16 protein-coding genes are annotated in these 18,241 nt (G+C 70.0%); 2 read left to right on the forward strand and 14 right to left on the reverse strand.

The genetic code is table 11. From position 1 onward, the window contains the following. Positions 1-9: 9 nt before the first annotated feature. From PSV23_RS14605 to PSV23_RS14655, 11 genes are all read right to left on the reverse strand, one after another. Positions 10-690, reverse strand: a complete 681-nt coding sequence (locus PSV23_RS14605; RefSeq protein WP_300470293.1) for a hypothetical protein — start codon at positions 688-690, stop codon at positions 10-12. After that, a complete protein-coding gene (locus PSV23_RS14610; protein WP_300470295.1) occupies positions 687-1,166 on the reverse strand; it encodes a Fur family transcriptional regulator in 480 nt (159 codons plus the stop codon). The genes PSV23_RS14605 and PSV23_RS14610 overlap by 4 nt, the downstream gene beginning before the upstream one ends. Positions 1,167-1,194: 28 nt before the next feature. Further along, entirely contained in the window at positions 1,195-1,620 is a 426-nt protein-coding gene (locus PSV23_RS14615) for a GNAT family N-acetyltransferase (RefSeq protein ID WP_300470298.1), read from the reverse strand. Then, positions 1,617-2,303, reverse strand: a complete 687-nt coding sequence (gene tsaB / locus PSV23_RS14620; RefSeq protein WP_300470300.1) for a tRNA (adenosine(37)-N6)-threonylcarbamoyltransferase complex dimerization subunit type 1 TsaB — start codon at positions 2,301-2,303, stop codon at positions 1,617-1,619. The genes PSV23_RS14615 and tsaB overlap by 4 nt, the downstream gene beginning before the upstream one ends. Positions 2,304-2,325: 22 nt before the next feature. Continuing rightward, positions 2,326-2,715: a helix-turn-helix transcriptional regulator gene (locus PSV23_RS14625; protein WP_300470302.1), complete on the reverse strand. Its 390-nt coding sequence runs from the start codon at positions 2,713-2,715 to the stop codon at positions 2,326-2,328. 70 nt (positions 2,716-2,785) lie between these two features. Then, positions 2,786-3,382 (reverse strand): helix-turn-helix transcriptional regulator, encoded by a 597-nt coding sequence (locus PSV23_RS14630; protein ID WP_300470305.1) that lies wholly within the window; start codon positions 3,380-3,382, stop codon positions 2,786-2,788. Between the two features lie 103 nt (positions 3,383-3,485). Further along, complete coding sequence (locus tag PSV23_RS14635) at positions 3,486-4,043, reverse strand: NifU family protein (RefSeq protein WP_300470308.1); 558 nt, start codon at positions 4,041-4,043, stop codon at positions 3,486-3,488. 194 nt (positions 4,044-4,237) lie between these two features. After that, positions 4,238-4,708: a universal stress protein gene (locus PSV23_RS14640; RefSeq protein ID WP_300470310.1), complete on the reverse strand. Its 471-nt coding sequence runs from the start codon at positions 4,706-4,708 to the stop codon at positions 4,238-4,240. Positions 4,709-4,848: 140 nt separating this feature from the next. Next, positions 4,849-9,729, reverse strand: a complete 4,881-nt coding sequence (locus PSV23_RS14645; RefSeq protein WP_300470313.1) for an NAD-glutamate dehydrogenase — start codon at positions 9,727-9,729, stop codon at positions 4,849-4,851. 198 nt (positions 9,730-9,927) lie between these two features. Next, positions 9,928-10,767: an outer membrane protein gene (locus PSV23_RS14650; RefSeq protein ID WP_300470315.1), complete on the reverse strand. Its 840-nt coding sequence runs from the start codon at positions 10,765-10,767 to the stop codon at positions 9,928-9,930. A gap of 331 nt (positions 10,768-11,098) precedes the next feature. Further along, complete coding sequence (locus PSV23_RS14655; RefSeq protein ID WP_300470317.1) at positions 11,099-12,319, reverse strand: AI-2E family transporter; 1,221 nt, start codon at positions 12,317-12,319, stop codon at positions 11,099-11,101. 13 nt (positions 12,320-12,332) lie between these two features. Here PSV23_RS14655 and PSV23_RS14660 point away from each other — a divergent pair, with 13 nt between their 5' ends. Next, positions 12,333-13,907 carry a helicase HerA-like domain-containing protein gene (locus PSV23_RS14660; protein WP_300470319.1) on the forward strand — a complete coding sequence of 525 codons (1,575 nt, stop codon included), beginning with the start codon at positions 12,333-12,335 and terminating at the stop codon, positions 13,905-13,907. Between the two features lie 969 nt (positions 13,908-14,876). Here PSV23_RS14660 and PSV23_RS14665 read toward each other — a convergent pair. Together PSV23_RS14665 and timA are read right to left on the reverse strand one after the other, a co-directional pair. Further along, a complete protein-coding gene (locus PSV23_RS14665; protein WP_300470321.1) occupies positions 14,877-16,004 on the reverse strand; it encodes an MltA domain-containing protein in 1,128 nt (375 codons plus the stop codon). Continuing rightward, entirely contained in the window at positions 16,001-16,648 is a 648-nt protein-coding gene (gene timA / locus PSV23_RS14670; protein ID WP_300470324.1) for a TIM44-related membrane protein TimA, read from the reverse strand. Before timA ends, PSV23_RS14665 begins: the two co-directional genes overlap by 4 nt. Positions 16,649-16,837: 189 nt before the next feature. On the opposite strand from timA, the gene secB reads away from it, so the two are divergent. After that, positions 16,838-17,356: a protein-export chaperone SecB gene (secB, locus tag PSV23_RS14675; RefSeq protein WP_300470326.1), complete on the forward strand. Its 519-nt coding sequence runs from the start codon at positions 16,838-16,840 to the stop codon at positions 17,354-17,356. Positions 17,357-17,515: 159 nt separating this feature from the next. Here secB and dnaQ read toward each other — a convergent pair whose 3' ends face one another. Further along, positions 17,516-18,232, reverse strand: a complete 717-nt coding sequence (dnaQ, locus tag PSV23_RS14680; protein WP_300470328.1) for a DNA polymerase III subunit epsilon — start codon at positions 18,230-18,232, stop codon at positions 17,516-17,518. Positions 18,233-18,241: the final 9 nt, after the last annotated feature.

Below are 18,241 nucleotides of genomic sequence, written 5' to 3' on the forward strand. Positions count from 1 at the left end.
GGGCTGCTTTTAATCCGGCCCGGACCCGCGCGCCAGCAAGGCGCCGCCGCCTGCGCCGCCCGTGGTCAGGTAGTCGTCGATCAGGTAATCCGCCGCGTCCGGAACCCCGCCGACCACGGTCACCTCGCGGATGACGTCCAGGCGCCTGCGCAACCGCCGCCAATCGCCGTAGCTGTGCCGCAGCATGGGGGTGAAGGTCGCCAGACCCCGCCGGACGGGTTTGCGCCGGGTATTGCCCGTATTGAACGCCGCCAGTTCGATGTCGGCGGCGTGACGCCGGGCCAGACCCAGGGTGTCGAACACCAGCACCCGTTTGACCGCCCCCGCGTTCGCACGCGCGCCCAGCAGACCGGCCAGGCTCTTTTCGTCGGGCCAGAAGAACACCCGCCCGTTCAGCATTTGCAGCCACTCGGCGGCGGTCAGGCCGTCATCCAGACAGGCCGCGAGCGCCGTCTCGCTGAGTGGAATATTGTCGGTGATCACGGCGCGGCCGTGCGCGGGATGCTGGAGGGCGATCGATGTCGGGCGCCGCCGCCGCTCGATCGCCCCGCGCTGCTCCGGCGGTGTCCCGAACAGGTCCAGCAACCGCGATGTCGACAGCAGGCCGTGCCGGCGAACGCCCTCGAGCGCATCGGAGGCGGCGACGTGATAGAGCTTGGGGTGCAGGGCCGCGAGGTCTTCGGGCGTCACGAATCCTGGATCGGATCGACCCGCGCCGCGTGGCGCTTGAAGATCAGGCCTTCGCGCTTGCCCGGCTCGGCGCCCTCGATCGGCTTGCCGTAGAGCTCCAGCTTGTGGCCGATCAGTTCGAAGCCCAGCCGTTCGGCGATCTCGGTCTTCAGCCGCTCGATCTCGGCGTCGAAGAATTCGATCACCTCGCCCGACCGGGTGTCGATCAGATGGTCGTGGTGGTCGTCGCCCGCCTCTTCATAGCGGCTGCGCCCATCGCCGAAGTCATGTTTCTCGACGACGCCCGCCTCTTCAAACAGCCGGACGGTGCGATAGACGGTGGCGATCGAGATATGGGGGTCAATGGCCGAGGCGCGGCGGTACAGCTCCTCGACGTCCGGATGATCCTCGGCGCTCGACAGCACGCGCGCGATGACGCGGCGCTGTTCGGTCATCCGCATGCCGCGTTCGGCGCAAAGCTTTTCGATCCGGTCCATGCGCGCAAGGATAGGCGGGCCGCCCGACTTATGGAAGCCGTGCGGTCAGGTCGAGAGCCAGCAGCAAGGCGTCCCGTCGCGAACCATCCGCCCGGGCGTAATAGCGGGGCCGCCGCCCGACCTCGAGGAACCCCGCGCGGGCGTAGAGGGCGCGCGCCGCCGCATTGTCCTCGGACACTTCCAGAAACAGCCGCATCGCCCCGCGCGCCGCCGCATCGGCCGCGCCGCACGCCACCAGTTCCGCGCCAAGGCCGCGCCGCCGGGCCCCGGGCCGCACGGCCAGGGTCAGGATCTCGGCTTCGTCGGCGACCGTCCGCATCAGGATGAAACCGTCCGGGTCCTCGGCCAGATGAACCCCGGCCTGGTCCAGCAGACTCTCGAACGCCCATGCGTCCCACGCCGCGTCGAAGGCCTCGGCGTGCAGCGCGGCCAGCCGTTCGGCGACATCGGTCATGACGGCCGCGCGGGCCGGGCCTGCCCCGGCAGGCGGCTGGGCGGGGTGGCGTCGGGCGCCCGCAGATACAGGGGCCGGGGCGGCGATGTCGCTGGATCGGCCGCCGCCGCCAGCCGGGCCAGCGCCTCGGGGCCCGGTCCCGCCAGCGGCCTCTGCGTCAGGGACGGGAACGCTTCGGCGAACAGCGCCGCGCCCGAGCCGATCAGCACGGCCCCGGGCGCCAGCGCCGCGATCCGCCCGGCCGCCGCCTCCAGCGACAGGGCCTCGGGCGGCCCCCCGGCGACGCCCGCCGTCCAGAACCGCGCATAGACCTGCCCCCGCCGCGCATCGATCAGGGCCGCCACGGAACCCGTCGGCGCCCCCGCGGACTCCGCCAGCGCATCCAGACTCGACACCCCGACCACCGGTCGCCCCAGGGCCGCGCCCAGGCCCTGGGCGAAGGCCAGGCCGACCCGCAGACCCGTGAACGACCCCGGCCCCACCGTCACCCCGATCCGGTCGACAGCCTCGAACGCCAGCGCGGCCTCGGCCATGGCGTCACGCGCGAACCCCGCCAGCCGTTCCGAATGCCCCTTGGTCATGAGCTCTGACCGCAGGCCCAGCCGGCGAACCTCCGTCCCCTCGACCTCGAATGCGCCGGCGGTGCACAGGCCCAGCGCCGTGTCGACGACCAGAACCCTCACGCCCCCGCCTCCGAAGACCCGCTCAGGGCTCCCCCGCCAGGGCCTGAACGATCCGCGCCACCGCCTTGCGCACCTCGCGATCCTCGATCATCGGAAAGCCCGTCGCCACGGTCCGGCCGTCGGTCGTGGCGGTGATGAAGCGCAACCCGGCCCAGCCGTCGTCGACCGCGCCCCGGGCCGTCTCGACCGGGGGAAAAAAGCTCTCGACCGAGGTTCCCAGCACCGTCGCGGCCCGGTGCAGCCGCGAGGCCGAAATGCGGTTCTGACCCGTCTCGTACTTCTGCACCTGCTGGAAGCTGATGCCCAGCTGCTGGGCCAGGGCGCTCTGGGACAGGCCCAGGGCCGACCGCCGCAGGCTGATGCGCGCGCCCACATAGGCGTCCACATCGTTCCGTCCGCCTGTTCTGGCCATGAGCGCTCGCCTCCCTTTCCACACGGAAAGGTTTCATGGAACCGAAAATAGCGCAACTAAAAAGTTTCATTCAGTGCTCCAGCCGCGCCACGACGGCGGAGACCGACCGGGTGTCGGCGCGCGCGATCCGTTCCTCGGCGCCCAGGCCGCCCGCGCCCCCGCGCACCACCAGCACCTCGGCGTCGGCCCGGTCATACAGCCTGACCCGCGTCTCGCCGTCGGCCATCTCGATGACGCAACCCTGATCCCGGCGCGGCCAGCGGCCCGGTTCATACTCCAGCACCACGCCCGAGGCGGCCCAGGGCGCCAGGTCGTCGTTGGAAAGCTGCACTCGCCGGCCCGGGGCAGCCGCCGGGGGCGCGCCGGTGAAGCCCCGGCCCGTGCTCGCCACGCCGCGCGTATCGCCCGGCCGCTCCGGCCTCTCGTCGGCGGGACCCCGCGCCAGGGCCAGCGCCTCCGCCGTCGCGCCGATCGCGGCCGTCAGCCGCCGCTGCACGTCGGGGCGGAACAGGCCGGGACGCTTGCCCGTCTCGTACAGGCCCCAGCCCTGGCTGGTCATGCCGGCGCGCTGTCCGGCCTCGGCCTGACTCAGGCCGGCCTCGCGGCGCAAGGCCGCCAGGGCCTCGCCGAGACGCCGGGCATCCTCGTCGCTTTCAAACCGGGGCATGGGGCGATGATGGCGCCGTCCGCGCGCGGAAGCGAGGACGGATTCGTTTCAGGAGCACTCAAGCAGCAGCGACCGCGTCGCGAGCGATAGCGCCCAGGAACCTTCAAAGCACCTGTTCGACGCGGGTCACTTCGGGGATGTAGTGTTTCATCATCTGCTCGACCCCGGTCTTCAGCGTCGCCGAAGACGACGGGCAGCCGGCGCAGGCCCCGCGCATGCGCAGGGTCAGGACGCCGGTCTCCTCGTCGAAGGCGTCGAACAGGATGTCGCCTCCGTCCTGGGCCACCGCCGGACGAACCCGGCTGTCCAGCAGCTGCTTGATCTCGGCCACGACCTCGCTGTCCTCGCCCATGTCGGCGTGCGCCGCCGGCGCCGCGTTCCGCATCAACGGCTCGCCGGAGACGAACTGGTCCATCACGGCGGCCAGGATGGGCGCCTTCATCGTGCTCCACTCCGGCCCCTGGGCGTCCCGGGTCACAGAGACATAGTCATAGCCGAAGAAGACGCCGGTCACGCCCTCGAGCGCGAACAGGGCCTCGGCCAGGGGTGAGGCGGCCGCCTCTTCCGCGCTGACGAAGTCGGTCGGCGAATTCGCAACGTCCCGCCCGGGAAGGAATTTCAGGACGTTCGGATTGGGCGTCGGTTCGGTCTGGATGAACATGGCGCTCAGATGCGCCGTGCGAGGCGCTGGTTCAAGGCCCTATGACGGTCTCCCTCCCCCTCGTGGGGAGGGTGGCTGTCGCACAGCGACAGACGGGTGGGGAACCGCCGCACGGTCTGCTTCACCATACCCCACCCTGTCGTCGCTGCGCGCCGACATCCCTCCCCATGAAGGGGAGGGAGAGGCTGACTGCGTCACGCCAGATCCTCGATGTCCTTCTCGGTCAGCTCGCCCGGTACAATGGTCACCGGCAGCTTGCGGCCCGTGAAGGCGGCGCCCTGTTTGACCACCGCCGAGACCAGCGGCCCGGGTCCCCGCCCGCCGTGGCCCGCGGCCAGGACCAGAATCTTGATCTCGGCGTCCTCGCCGACAACCTTGCGGATGGCGTCCTGGGGCTCGCCCCGCTCTATCAGCAGCACCGGCGTGGCCCCCGACCGTTCGGCCGCCTCCTCCGCCCATTTGTTCAGCAGGGCTTCGGCCTCGACCCGGGTCTGGCGCTCGATCTCCTCGCGCACCCCCGCCCAGTGGGCGTCGGACGCCGCCGCCGGGATCACCCGCAGCAGCGTCACCCGCCCGCCCGTCGAACGCGCCCGCCGCGCCGCATAGCGCAAGGCGGACTCGAACTCGGGACTGTCATCGACGACGACCAGAAACTTGCGCGGCATCGGCCCTCTCCCTCAACCCCGGAAGCTATCAGAACCCGGACGCAGGCGCGAAGCGCCAGGCCGCGTCGGGTCGACCCAAAGGGCGGCGCGAAGCATCAAAAGGCGGAGCCTTTTGACCGCGGCCCGACAAGAAGGCTTCGTCAGCTTGCTGACGAGGCTATCTCACGAATGGCGCTGTTGGCGATGGTCAGTTTGGCGAAGGTCCAGCCCGAACCCGAGGCCTCGATCTCGTCGACCGAGGTGCGCACGCCCTCCACCGTCGCCTGACGCGGTCCGATCCAGGCGTCGACCGCCGCCTCGGCGGCCGCCTCGCTGGCCCCGACCGAGACTTTCGACGCCCTGGCCACGGCCCGGGTGAGCAGCACCTGCTCCGCCATCAGATCCTCGATCAGACGCCGCACCGCCAGCCGGTCGAAATGATCCGCCGACGGTACATTGTTCGCCGCCGACCTCAGCCGGTCGAAGTCGAAGGCCGCGCCGACCTGATGGTACAGCATCGCCATGGCCGGTTCGGGCCAGCCCGCCTCGCGCGCCAGATCGCCGATGTCGGCCGTGGCGACCAGCGGCCGCAGCATGGCGAAGTCGCGCGCCATGGCCTCGGACGCGCCCAGTCCGATGAAGGTCTGGACCCGGCTTTCCAGTCCGGCCTGTTCGAAGCGCGACAGCACCGCGCCGCCGGCGGCGCGCAGGGCGTCCGCCGCCGGGCGATAGGCCTCGATCAGCTGGTCGACGGTGCAGTCCTTGCGCATGGCCCGGCGGGCCAGCCAGAAGGTCTGGCGGCGCAGCACGGTCGCGATCTCGCGGTACAGCACCGTCTGGGCCTCGGCCGGAATTTTCAGATCCAGGGCCGACACCGCATCCCAGGCCTCGTCGAGGCGGAAGATCTGACGCGCGGCCTCGAAGGCGACGACCATGGCGCCCGTGTCGCACCGCGCCGACTGGCGCAACCGCTCGGGGAAGGTCGGGCCGGCCATGTTGACGATCTCGTTCGACAATATGGTCGAGACGATTTCGCGGCGCAGCCGGTGCCGCTGCATGTCGGCCTCGTATTTGGCCAGGGGGGCCGGGAAATAGCGGACCAGGGTCCGTTTGAAGAAGGCGTCGTCCGGCGCCGTCGAGGCGACGATGTCGTCGAACAGCTCCAGCTTGGAATAGGCCGTCAGCACCGCCAGCTCGGGCCGGGTCAGCGCCTGGCCCGCGGCCTTCATCTCGGCCAGTTTCACATCGTCGGGCAGGCCCTCGACCTTGCGGTCCAGCTTACCCCTGGACCCCAGCCACTGCATGAAACGCTGCTGGGAATCGAGCGCGGCCAGCCCTTCCGCCTCCTGCAGCGAGACGGCCAGGGTCTGGTCGTAGTTGTGCACCAGCACCTTCAGCCCGACCTCGTCGGTCATCGAGGCCAGCAGGGCGTCACGGTCCCCGGCCTTCAGCGCCCCCGAGGCGATGGCCGCCCCGGTCAGGATCTTGATGTTGACCTCGTGGTCGGACGAATCCACGCCCGCCGAATTGTCGATGGCGTCGGTGTTGATCCGGCCGCCCGCCCCGCCTGCACCGGAACGGGCGAAGGCGATGCGCCCGGCCTGGGTCATGCCCAGATTGGCGCCTTCGCCGATCACCTTTGCGCGCACGTCGGCGCCGTCGATGCGGATGGCGTCATTGGCCTTGTCGCCGACCTGGGCGTCGCTCTCGTGCGGCGCCTTCACATAGGTCCCGATACCGCCGAAATAGAGCAGCTCGGCCGGAGCCTTGAGGATGGCCTTCATCAGGGCGGCCGGGTCCAGCACATCGTCCTGGATGTCCAGCGCCGCCTTGATCTCGGGGCTCAGCTCGATCGACTTGGCCGAGCGCGGGAAGACCCCGCCGCCCTTCGAGATTCTCGACTTGTCATAGTCCTGCCAGGACGAGCGCGGGACCTTGAACATCCGCTCCCGTTCGACCCAGGAACTGGCCGGATCCGGGTTCGGATCAAGGAAGATGTCGCGGTGATCGAAGGCCGCGACCAGTTTGATCGCCTTCGACAGCAGCATGCCGTTGCCGAACACGTCGCCGCTCATGTCGCCGACGCCGACGACGGTGAAGGGCTCGCTCTGGATATCCTTGCCCATCTCGCGGAAGTGACGCTTGACCGCCTCCCACGCGCCGCGGGCGGTGATGCCCATCTCCTTGTGATCGTAGCCGACCGAGCCGCCCGAGGCGAAGGCGTCGTCCAGCCAGAAGCCGTAGTCGCGGGATATGCCGTTGGCGATGTCCGAGAAGGTCGCCGTGCCCTTGTCGGCGGCCACGACCAGATAGGGGTCGTCGCCCTCGAAGCGGATGACCTGGGGCGGCGGAACCACCGCGCCGGACTTGTCGATATTGTCAGTGATGTCCAGCAGACCCGACAGGAAGGTCTTGTAGGCGCGGATGGCCTCGGCCTGCTGGGCGTCGCGGTCGCCGCCGGCGCGCACGATCGCCGCCAGGCATTTCGGGAAGAAGCCGCCCTTGGAGCCGACCGGCACGATGACGGCGTTCTTGACCTGCTGCGCCTTGACCAGGCCCAGCACCTCGGTGCGGAAGTCGTCGCGGCGGTCGGACCAGCGCAGGCCCCCCCGCGCCACCGGCCCGAAGCGCAGGTGCACGCCCTCGATATGCGGCGCCCAGACGAAGATCTCGCGGAAGGGTTTGGGCAGCGGCAGGTCGGCCAGCTCGCGCGAGGCGATCTTGATCGAGATATGCGGCTTGGGCCGGCCGTCCGGGCCGGTCTGGTAGTAGTTGGTTCGCTTGATCGCCCGCACCAGCAGCGCCAGGCGCCGCAGGGCGCGGTCATGATCCAGACTCTTCACATTCTGCAGCAGGGCGTTGATCTGCTCGCCCAGCCTGGCGACCTCGGCCTCCCGGCTGGCGGCGTCGCCGCCCTTCGCCAGGTCGAACTTCGCCTCGAACAGCGCAAGAATGGCCCGCGCCACGGCCGGATAGTCGCGCAGCGCCTCTTCCTGCACGGCCTGCGACGGATCGAGACCGGTCTGCTGGCGATAGCGGGCCAGGGTCCGCACCAGCGCCGCCTCGCGCCAGTCGACGCCCAGTTCCAGCACCAGACGGTTGAAGCCGTCGCTTTCGGTCAGCCCGGTCCAGACGGCCGAGAAGGCGGCCTCGAACGGCCCCTTCACATCCTCGAATTTCAGACTCCCGCCGCGCGGGTCCTCAAGCAGGAACTCGTGCACATGGATGTCGGCGTCGCCCGACGGGTGCAGGGCATGGCCCCACTCTTCCAGCGTCTTCATCCCCATGTCGGCGAGAATGGGCAGCACATCCGACAGCGGCACCGCCGAACCCCGGCGGTACAGCTTGAAGCGGAAATTCAGCGGGCCGTCCGCCGGTGTGCGGAAGGCGCGCACGGATACCGGGTCGCCCGACCCGACCTGCCCCGACTCATTCAGCCCGTCGACCGCCTGCAGGTCGCGCACGGCCTCGTCGGCGTCATACCGGTCGCGATAGCCGGCGCCGAAGGCCTCGGCCCAGCGCGCGCTCAGCGGACCGACGGCGACATCGTCCACGTCGGCGGCGCGCAGGGCGGCCTCGAACCGGTCGATCCAGCTGCGCCCGGCCTCGGCGACCTCGGCCTCCAGCGCCGCATGATCCGGGCACGGATGATCGCCGGGCGTCACGCCGATGATATAGTGGATTCGCACCAGCGGCTGGTCCGACAGCTGCGGATACCAGGCCGACAGACGCCCGCCCCAGGCGCGCACCAGGATGCGGCCGATCCGTTCACGGACCGAGGCGTCGAAGCGCTCGCGCGGGACGAAGGCCAGGATCGAGACGAAGCGGTCGAACGGGTCCTTGCGGGTGAAGATCTTGATCCGCGGCCGGTCATGCAGGTGCAGTATGCCCAGCGCGATCTCCAGCAGTTCGTTCTCGGTGACCTGGAAGAGTTCGTCGCGCGGATAGTTCTCGAGGATGTTCCTGAGCCGCTTTTCGTTGTGACTGCCCGGCGTCTTGCCGGCGCGGGTCAGGGCGTTGGCGACCTTGCGGCGGATCAGCGGCACCTGGGTCGCGGTCTTGTCATAGGCCTCGGCGGTGAACAGGCCGACGAAGCGGGTCTCGCCCGACGGCCGGCCGTCCGGCCCGAACCGCTTGACCCCGATATAGTCCATATAGGCGCGGCGATGGACCCGCGACCGCACATTGGCCTTGGCCACGGTGACCGGCTCGGACAGGTCCAGCTGCTTCTTCATCGATTTCGTCAGCACCGCCGGCTCATTGGCGCGGCGCAGCACGGTGCGGTCCGGGTCCGCCAGCACGCCCAGGCCGGCGCCCGACTGCGACAGCGGCGCCTCGGCCTCATAGCCGCCGTCCTTGTTGCGCGGATAGTCGTAGTCGCGCGCGCCGAGGAAGACGAAATGATCGGCCTGAAGCCATTGCAGGAAGGCCAGGTTCTCGGCCAGGACCTCGGCGTCCACCCCGGGGGGCGAGGTTTCCAGATGGGCGATCGAGCGCGCCATCAGGGCGTTCATCGCCGCGTGACCGGCCACGGCGCTGCGCACGTCGCCCATGGTCGCGGCGAGGCCTTCCCCCAGGGCGTCGCGGCGCTCCTGGGGCAGGGGGTCGAGAACGACGATGATCACCGAGACCCGCCCGCCGTCCCGCTCGACCAGCGGATGGAACATCGACCGCACCGTCACCCCGGCCTCGGCCAGTTCGCCCATGACGCTGTCGACGAGGAAGGGTCGGTCCTCCTGGACGATGGCCAGACTGTCATAGCCGGTCGGCCGGCCGTCGGCGCCGGTCAGCGGCCCCAGGCTGATGCGCGCGGTCTCGCCCGCCTTGCGGCCGTCCGCCGAGCGCCAGACCGAGGCCAGCAGGGCCGCCAGATCGGCGCCGCCCAGTTCGGGCGCCTCGTCGGCGGCGTAGTCGTCCCATGCCTGCAGCAGATAGGATTTCGCCTCCGGGCCGGGCTTTCCGCCGACCGCGCTCGCAAACCCGGCCTCCAGTTCCTCCAGGGTGATCGCCTGAGGGAGCTTGGCAGCCAGTTCGCCGGACATGGGCAGGTCTCTTGCAGACGCGGCCTCTGCATCGGCCGCTGGAGTGATCGCCAGACTAGGCCGCTTCGCCGCAGGGGCAAGGGTGCTGTCAGACGGCCGCCTGACTAGGCCAGTCGGCCCGTTCCGGGAACCCCGAAAACGACAACGCCGGCCCCGTTTCCGGAGCCGGCGTCGCTGATCGTCGATCCTGGAAGGGACCTAGAAGCGGACGTTCATGCCGATGCGGAGCGCGTGCAGCTCCAGACCGTCGTTGCCGCGGGTGATATCCGTGCCCGCCGTGTTGGGGGCCAGGACGAAGGGGTTGGTGGCCGGAGCCGTCCCCTGACCGACGCGGACGACATGATCGCCGGGCTGCAGGTTGGAATACAGGTACTCGCCCGTGACCGACAGGTTCCGGGCCAGTTTCCACTCGACGCCGGCGCCCAGCTGATAGCCGTCGGCGTCGTCCTCATTGACCGTTTCGGTGAAGCTGTTGGCGCCGTTGGTGGTGCGGAAGCTGTTCTCGACTTTGGCCTTGGCGGCGCCGCCGGTCGCATAGAGCAGGGCCGGGCCGACGGCGAAGCCGACGCGGGCGCGCAGGGCGGCCATCTGTTCCACCTGACGGGTGAAGACATAGGCGGCCGGCGTGGTGCTGAAGGACGTGACCGAGTCTTCCAGATCCACGGCGCTCAGTTCGCCGACCAGGCCGACGACCAGCGGGCCGAACTGCATGTCATAGCCGGCGCGGATCGAACCATCGACGCCCGTGGGGTCGACGTCGCAGCTGTCGCCCGCGGCCTGGGCCGTGGCCGAGCCGTCGCACGAGCCGGGACCGAAGGCGTTGGTGGTCGTGCCGCTCAGAACGACGGTGTCGTCGAACTGGCCGTCGAAATCGCGGTCGAACACCAGGCCTTCGCCGGCGTCCTCATTGTTCTCAACCACGCCGCCGTAGACGCCGATGTAGGGGCCGCTCCAGTCGGGAACCGATTGGGCCAGGGCGGGCGCGGCGACGCCGGCCAGCAGAACCGCCAGGGACGCGGCGGAGAGAGACTTGTACATGGGGAGGTATCCTGGGAGCTTTCGCGGACTGTCCGCGGTTCGCCCTTCCGCGCCGCTAACGTGGCGGAATTCGGCGCGTTCCGTCCGAACACGTCCTTTGTCTCTCGAAGGGGCGGGCCTGTTGCGGAGATGTCGCGGCGCGATTCCGCACGCGGGACCCTGGAAAAGACAAGGCCGCCGAACTTTCGTCCGGCGGCCTGCTTGGGATCGGCGCCCGGGAGGGGGAGGGTTGGCGCCGATCTGTCCACCGCGGCTTGGGGGAGGGGAGGGGCCGCGGCGACAGGGATGAGATAGGCGCCGGTTGTGACCAATCAAGGGCGGTGAAACGCCCTCAATCGGCCGCCCCCTGCGGCGGGTTGACGCGGACCCGCCTGCTTCGCGCGGGCCCGGGGTCGTCCTCGTCGGCATAGGGTTCGCCATCGCCCGACATCAGGATGGCCATCCAGCGCGAGCCCCTGAACTCGGCCAGAATGGCCATGGCCATGACCGCCAGCGGCGTCGAAAGGAACATGCCGACCACGCCCCACAGCTGCCCCCACAGGGCCAGCGACAGCAGCACCACCACGGGATCGATGTTCTGGTTGTCGCCCTGCATGCGCGGCTGGATCATGTTGCCGCTGATGAACAATATGGCCTGCAGCCCGACCAGCAGCACCGCCGCGGGCCAGTAGCTTTCGAACTGCACCAGGGCGAACATCGGCGGGGCCAGACCCGCGACGGCCCCGCCCAGCACCGGAATGAAACCGACGATGAAGATGACGAAGGTCCAGAACTCCGCGTTCTGAAGGCCCACGGCCCGCATCAGCAGCCAGGCGGCGGCGCAGATCATGGCCCCCGTCACCGTCTGCACCCACAGATAGCCCTCGACCCCGCCGCGCACCCGCTGGAATACCTCCAGCGCTTCCGACCGGGACTCGCGGGCGGGGAACAGGCCGACCAGCTTGCGCCGGAACCCGGACTGCGACGCCAGCAGGAAGGCCAGATAGACCATGACGAAGAACGAGCCCGACAGCACCCCCTGGGCCTGCCTGGCGGCGCCGGCCAGATAGCCGCGCACGTCCAGCTGGCTCAGCAGCTCGGCCGCCGTCGGGGCCGCCTTGATCCCGAACAGCCGCCCGCCGTCGATCAGGATCTGGTCGATCCGGGGCCCTATCCGGGTGGTGATGCCCGTCGCCTCGTCAAAGAAGCCCGTGGCTCCGTTCACGATGAGGGCGATCGAGGCGAAGAAGCCCAGGACGACCAGCAGCAGGGCCGCCGCGCCGGCCCAGCGACCGGGAATGGGGGTCCGGTCCTCGATCGACCGCTTCACGCCGTCGATCATGATCATCAGGAAGACGGCCATGGCCAGCGGCGTCAGTATGCCCCGCAGCCAGTAGAGCGCCGCCCCGGCCGCCACCACGGCGATCAGCACGAGCGCGTTGCGCGCGACGGTGGAGGCCGGCAGGGCGATGGGCGGTTTCATGTCCGCATCGTCGGCGGCGTCGCGCGTCCGGTCAATGATCTCGACATGGCGCTTGAAGCCCGCCGCTCGCCGCGACAGGGTAAAGCCCATTCAGGAGTTCTCCATGACCGACGCGCCCGGCATCTTCCTCGGCCAATCCATGGACGGCGCGCCGGCCAGTGGTCCCGGCCTGCCGGAAATCCTGCTGCTGAACCGCGCCAACCGCCACGGCGTGGTCGCCGGCGCGACCGGCACCGGCAAGACCGTGACCCTGCAGATCATGGCCCAGGGCTTTTCCGACGCCGGCGTCCCGGTCTTCTGCGCCGATGTGAAGGGCGACCTGTCGGGCATCTGCGTTCCCGGCTCGCCCAACGAGAAACTGCTGGCCCGCGCCGCCTCCATGGGGCTGACGCTCCAGCCGAAGGCCGCCCCGGTCGTCTTCTGGGACCTGTACGGCCTCAAGGGCCACCCGATCCGCACCACGGTCAGCGAGATCGGCCCCCTGCTGCTGGCGCGGATGCTGAATCTGAACGACGTGCAGGAGGGGGTGCTGTCGGTCCTCTTCCACGTCGCGGACAAGGAAGGCCTGCTGCTGCTCGACCTCGACGATCTGCGCGCCATGCTGGCCTATGTCGGCGAGAATTCGGAGCGTATCGGCCGCGAGGTCGGCAATGTCGCCCCCGCCTCCATCGCCTCGATCCAGCGCGCCATCCTTCAGCTCGAACAACAGGGCGGCAAGGCCTTCTTCGGCGAACCGGCCCTGAAGCTTGAGGACATGATGCGCACCGGCCTGGACGGCCGCGGCCAGGTGAACGTTCTCGACGCGACGAAGCTGATGGCCAGTCCGCGCCTCTACGCCGCCTTCCTGCTGTGGCTGCTTTCGGAACTGTTCGAACAGCTGCCGGAGGTCGGCGACCCCGAAAAGCCGCGCCTCGTCTTCTTCTTCGACGAGGCCCATCTGCTGTTCAATGATGCGCCCGACGCCCTGCGCGAAAAGGTCGAACAGGTCGTGCGCCTGATCCGCTCCAAGGGCGTCGGCGTCTATTTCGTCACCCAGAACCCGGCCGACATTCCCGACAGCGTCCTGGCCCAGCTGGGCAACCGCATCCAGCATGCGCTGCGCGCCTACACCCCCGCCGAGCAGCGCGGCCTGAAGGCGGCTTCGCAAAGCTTCCGCGTCAATCCCGCCTTCGACACCGCCGAGGCCATCCAGGGTCTGGGCGTGGGCGAGGCCCTGGTCTCGGCCCTCGACGAAAAGGGCGCCCCCCGCGTCGTCGCCCGCACCATGATCCGCCCGCCCGACAGCCGCCTCGGCCCCGCCACCGACGCCGAACGCGCCGCCGTCATGGCCGCCAGTCCGGTGCGCGGCCTCTACGAGGCCATGGTCGACCGCGAATCCGCGGAGGAAATCCTCACCGCCCGGCGTGGCGAGGAAAATCAGGCCGCCGCCGACGCCAGACTGGCCGAAGCCCGCGCGAAAGCCGACGCCGCCGCCGCGAAAGACGCCGACAAGGCCGCCGCCCGCGCGAAGGAACAGGCCCGCTACGACCGCGAAGCCGCCCGCCCCCGCGCCGCGCCGCGCCGCTCGACCCGGGAGACGCCGATCGAGGCGGCGACCAAGTCGGTGCTCAGGACAGCGGGCTCGACGCTGACGCGGGAGTTGCTGCGAGGCCTGCTCGGCGGGTTGAAGCGGCGGTGATGGGGCCCCCCTCCCTGGGGGAGGGCCTGAGCGCACAACCACACCCCCTTGTCGTCATCCCGGCGAAGGCCGGGACCCAGCGGCGCGCGCGAGCGCGAACCTGTCGCGGATACGTCTGCCAGATCCATCGTGCGTGAACAGGTCGCCTTCGGCGCCGCTGGGTCCCGGCTTTCGCCGGGATGACGACAGGAAAACTGTGACGCTACTCCGCGAACCTATAGTCGCTTTGGCGAGAGAATATCTCACCGCATCAACGGCTTCTGCTTTTCCCAAACTCTATTGCCAGCACGGGGTCCCGGCCCCCTATCATTCTCCTCATCCCGTCGCGGGGGAGGGCGTCTGGCGCCAGGGCCAATCACGTGCGGCGGGAGTGATCGTTGCGGGACGCCGCGCCTCGCCTTCGGGCGGCGCGCGCGGCGGAACTGGACCACCCTAGAGGACGGGTTGCTCCCCCCTCCGGCGTGCGAAGGGACTGTCCTCCGGTTTGAAACGGAGGAGCCCGGGGGCCTGGCCGCCCCCGCCCGTCCGGGCTTAGTTTCGAAAGGGCCTAAATGGCGAGAGATCGGGGGCCGAAAACTGGCGACACCCCGGTTGGCCATGGGATGCCCGCCCCGAAGCGCTCGGAAGCCGCGATCACGCGGAGCGAAGGCGGCGACGCCGAAAACACATCCCGGTCCCCGTAACGCGAAAGCAGGGGGCCATCTATCGGTTCCGGGCCAGCCGCCCGCGCTCCGCCACCTCCCCGCACTTTTCGGCGGCGACGCCGGAAAGCGCTTGAGCCTGTCCGTCTTTGACAATCGAATGAATGGCCCGCGCCCCACCCCCTTGTCGTCATCCCGGCGAAGGCCGGGACCCAGCGGCGCCGAAGGCGATCTGTTCACGCACGCTGCATCTACCAGCCCTGTTCCCGACAGGTTCGCGCTCTCGCGCGCCGCTGGGTCCCGGCCTTCGCCGGGATGACGACAGAACCTACCCGCGCGGAACCAGCCGCCACATCCGCAGCGGATGGCGCACCGCCCCCGCCTCGGCCCCCGCCGCCTCGCCGCGGCCCATGTAGAGGTCCGCCCGCACCGGCCCGCGAATAGCCGAGCCGGTGTCCAACGCCACGACCAGACCCTGATACCCGCCCCGCGCCCCGGCCAGGTTGCCGCCGTCGGCCGAGATCCACACCAGATCGCCATAGCGCCAGCTGGCCGGATCGACGGCGATGGCGCGCCGCGCCGGCAGCGGGATCCCCGCCGCCCCGGCCGGGTCGCCGCCGTCGTCGGGGTCCAGCTTGAAGAAGATGTAGCGGGCGTTCAGCGCCATGACCTCTCGCGCCTCCGGCCCCCGATGCGCCGCCAGCCAGCCGCGGATGGCGTCGCCCGAGGTCCCGTTCGGCGGCAACAGTCCCCGCTCGGCCATCGGCCGGGCGATGCCGGTGAAGGGCCGGCCGTTGTCAGCGGCGTAGGCGGCGCGGACCCGCGACCCGTCCTCCAGCGTCAGATAACCCGACCCCTGGATCTGCATAAAGAACAGGTCCTCGGCCCGCATCCACGCCAGCGGTGGCGCGCCCGAGACCGTCTCCGGGTCCGCCTCGATATCGGCGCGGACGGGCAGGGTCTGGCCCCGCGTCCAGCCCGCCGGTCGGGCCAGAACCGGCGCATCGAACTCGGCGTTCGGGGCGGTGCGCGCGGCATACTCCGGCGCGAAATAGGAAGTCAGCAGGCCGGGCCGGCCATCCTCGGTCTCCGCCGCCACGACGGTGAAGCCGCTCTCGAAAAAAGCCCGCGCCGCCGAGGGCGTCACCGGCCTGGAGGTCTGTTTGATCCTCATGGCCCGGTCGCACTGGGCGCGGGCCGCCGGCTCCCGCGACGCCGTGCAGCCGACGGCGTAGGCCTCGAACGCCGCCAGATGATCCTCGCCGTTCCAGCCCGGCAGCACGGTCGGGCTCAGGCCCGCGTCCGCAGCCGGACGCGGCGGCGCGGGCCGGGGCTCGCCCGGAACAGGGGCTGGAGCGAGAGGCGCGGTCACGCACCCCGCCAGCAGGATCGTCAGGGCCAGGGCGGCGGCGCCGGCCCGGGGAGTTCGCCAGCGGCGCACGCCGCCCGCGATCATGCGGCGGCGGGTTCGGTGCGGGCCAGAACCCAGTTGGGGTCGGCGGCGCCCAGGGTCCGCTCGAAGGTCCACAGTTCGGCCACCCGCCGTTCCTCGATCTGCGGCTCGGCCGCCGCATCGGCCGAGGTCACGGTATTGCGCAGTTCGGCCAGGAAGCGGACCTTGGCGGTGGCGCGGTCTTCCTCGGCCGAGGCCTGTTCCAGATCGGCGCGGGCCGGGTGCAGGAATTCGGCGACCTCGCTCTCGGCCCGGGCCTCGCGCGCCGCGATCCCGGCCTCGAACGAGGCCATGACCGTCGGGGTCAGCAGCGGCTTCAGCGTCTCGCGGTCGCCGGCGGCATAGGCCCGCACGATGGTCTCATGGGCCTGACGGGCGCCCTCGAGAAAGCGCACGGGGTCGAAATTCGGGTCGCGCGCCTTCAGGCTGGCGATCGAGGCCAGGGTCACGGCGTCCAGAACATTGGGACGGCCGGCGGCCTGATCCGGACGGACCCCCGGCGTCGCGAGGGCGGCGGGCTTGGCGCGCGCATCCTCTTCCGGCTGCCGCCCGACCTTCTTGCCCAGCACATTATAGAGCTGGAACAGGACGATGGCGGCGATCACGGCGAAGATGACGATCTGGATCTGGACCGGCGGCACTGGCAATCCTTGGCTGGCGTCCGCGAAACGACGGCCGCGGCGACTGACGATTAGGGGCTCATATAGGGGCGCGCAACATGAACCGCTGCTGAGGTTGGGCGAGCGTCGTTGCCGCACCCCCGGCCTCGTGCTAGTCGCCGCGCCTTCCGGGCGCCTGAAATGGCGCCGTTCACCCTCTTCAGACAGACCCGACCGATGACCGACGCCGCCCCTCCCGCCGACGCCAAGCCTGCCGCGCCCGCTGCTGACGCCGCCCAGGGCCCGCAAGGACCCGGCTTCCGGATCGTGGCCCAGTACGTCAAGGACCTGTCCTTCGAGAATCCCAAGGCCCCCGACAGCCTGCGCGTCGACGGCAAGCCGGCCATCGACATGGGCGTCGAGATGAACGCCCAGGGGCGTCCCGACGGCCTGTTCGAGGTCGAGCTGCGCCTGACCATCAAGGCCACCACCGACGCCATGACCGTCTTCAACGTCGAACTGCAGTACGGCGGCCTGTTCGCCCTGCAGGGCGTGCCCGAGCAGGACATCGAGCCGCTGCTCCTGATCGAGTGCCCGCGCTACCTGTTCCCGTTCGCCCGCGAGATCATCGCCCGCGCCACCTCGGACGGCGGCTTCTACCCGCCCTTCATGCTGGACCCGATCGACTTCGCCGGCATCTACGTCGCCCGCCAGCAGTCCATCGCCCGCGGCCCGGCCGAGAGCGGCAAGGCTTAAGCGGAAACTCTCCCTCCCCCGAAGTGGGGAGGGACGGCGAGGCGTGAGCCGAGCCCGGGTGGGGAAGTTTGAAGCAACCCCCATCCGGCCCCGCGGCTGCAATTCCCCACCCGGATCGCTGCGCGATCGTCCCTCCCCATGAAGGGGAGGGAGAGGCGGTCAGGCCGCTTCGACCTCGACGCCGTAACCCTTCCACAGCGACCAGTCCTTCAGCGTCGCCTGCAGGAAAGCCTCGTGCGCCGCATGCTCCGCCTCGCTCCCGCGGGGCTGGAGCGGTCTTGGGCGCGGGGGATAGCCGGCCGCCGCATGGGCCGCCGCCGCCGCGGTGACGACGCGCGACGCCGACAGGTCCAGCCGCCGCTCCTTGCCGCCCTTGAGCTCCAGATAGACCTCGGCCAACAGCCGGGCGTCGATCAGGGCGCCGTGCAGGCTGCGCTCGACCAGGCTGATCTTGTAGCGCTTGCACAGGGCGTCCAGCGAGTTCGCCATGCCCGGAAACCGCGTCTGGGCCAGCTTCAGCGTGTCGATCCAGCGGTCCTCGGGGAACAGCGCCCGGCCGCATCGGCCAAACTCGTGATCGATGAAATTGCGGTCGAACTGGGCGTTGTGGGCGATGATCGGCGCGTCGCCGATGAAGTCGCACAGGTCGATGACGATCTCCGCGAATTTCGGCGCATCCTTCACATGATCGTCGGTGATCCCGTGCACCCGGATTGCGTCGGCCGGGATCAGGCGCTCGGGATGGATCAGACGATGAAACGTCCTTCCCGTCGGCAGCAGATCCTCGATCTCGATACAGCCGACCTCGATCATCCGGTCGCCCGTGCGGGGATCGAAGCCGGTGGTTTCGGTGTCGAGAACGATTTCGCGGGACATGCCCCTTAT

Source organism: Brevundimonas sp., assembly GCF_029946145.1.
In the GTDB taxonomy this organism is placed as follows: domain Bacteria; phylum Pseudomonadota; class Alphaproteobacteria; order Caulobacterales; family Caulobacteraceae; genus Brevundimonas.

Coding starts and splice junctions, on each gene's coding strand:
- PSV23_RS14660 (WP_300470319.1), top strand. CDS start 12,333: ATGACCGACGCGCCCGGCATCTTCCTCGGCCAATCCATGGACGGCGCG.
- PSV23_RS14640 (WP_300470310.1), bottom strand. CDS start 4,708: ATGCCGCGCAAGTTTCTGGTCGTCGTCGATGACAGTCCCGAGTTCGAG.
- PSV23_RS14635 (WP_300470308.1), bottom strand. CDS start 4,043: ATGTTCATCCAGACCGAACCGACGCCCAATCCGAACGTCCTGAAATTC.
- dnaQ (WP_300470328.1), bottom strand. CDS start 18,232: ATGTCCCGCGAAATCGTTCTCGACACCGAAACCACCGGCTTCGATCCC.
- PSV23_RS14665 (WP_300470321.1), bottom strand. CDS start 16,004: ATGATCGCGGGCGGCGTGCGCCGCTGGCGAACTCCCCGGGCCGGCGCC.
- secB (WP_300470326.1), top strand. CDS start 16,838: ATGACCGACGCCGCCCCTCCCGCCGACGCCAAGCCTGCCGCGCCCGCT.
- PSV23_RS14625 (WP_300470302.1), bottom strand. CDS start 2,715: ATGGCCAGAACAGGCGGACGGAACGATGTGGACGCCTATGTGGGCGCG.
- PSV23_RS14610 (WP_300470295.1), bottom strand. CDS start 1,166: ATGGACCGGATCGAAAAGCTTTGCGCCGAACGCGGCATGCGGATGACC.
- PSV23_RS14650 (WP_300470315.1), bottom strand. CDS start 10,767: ATGTACAAGTCTCTCTCCGCCGCGTCCCTGGCGGTTCTGCTGGCCGGC.
- PSV23_RS14615 (WP_300470298.1), bottom strand. CDS start 1,620: ATGACCGATGTCGCCGAACGGCTGGCCGCGCTGCACGCCGAGGCCTTC.
- PSV23_RS14645 (WP_300470313.1), bottom strand. CDS start 9,729: ATGTCCGGCGAACTGGCTGCCAAGCTCCCTCAGGCGATCACCCTGGAG.
- PSV23_RS14655 (WP_300470317.1), bottom strand. CDS start 12,319: ATGGGCTTTACCCTGTCGCGGCGAGCGGCGGGCTTCAAGCGCCATGTC.
- PSV23_RS14630 (WP_300470305.1), bottom strand. CDS start 3,382: ATGCCCCGGTTTGAAAGCGACGAGGATGCCCGGCGTCTCGGCGAGGCC.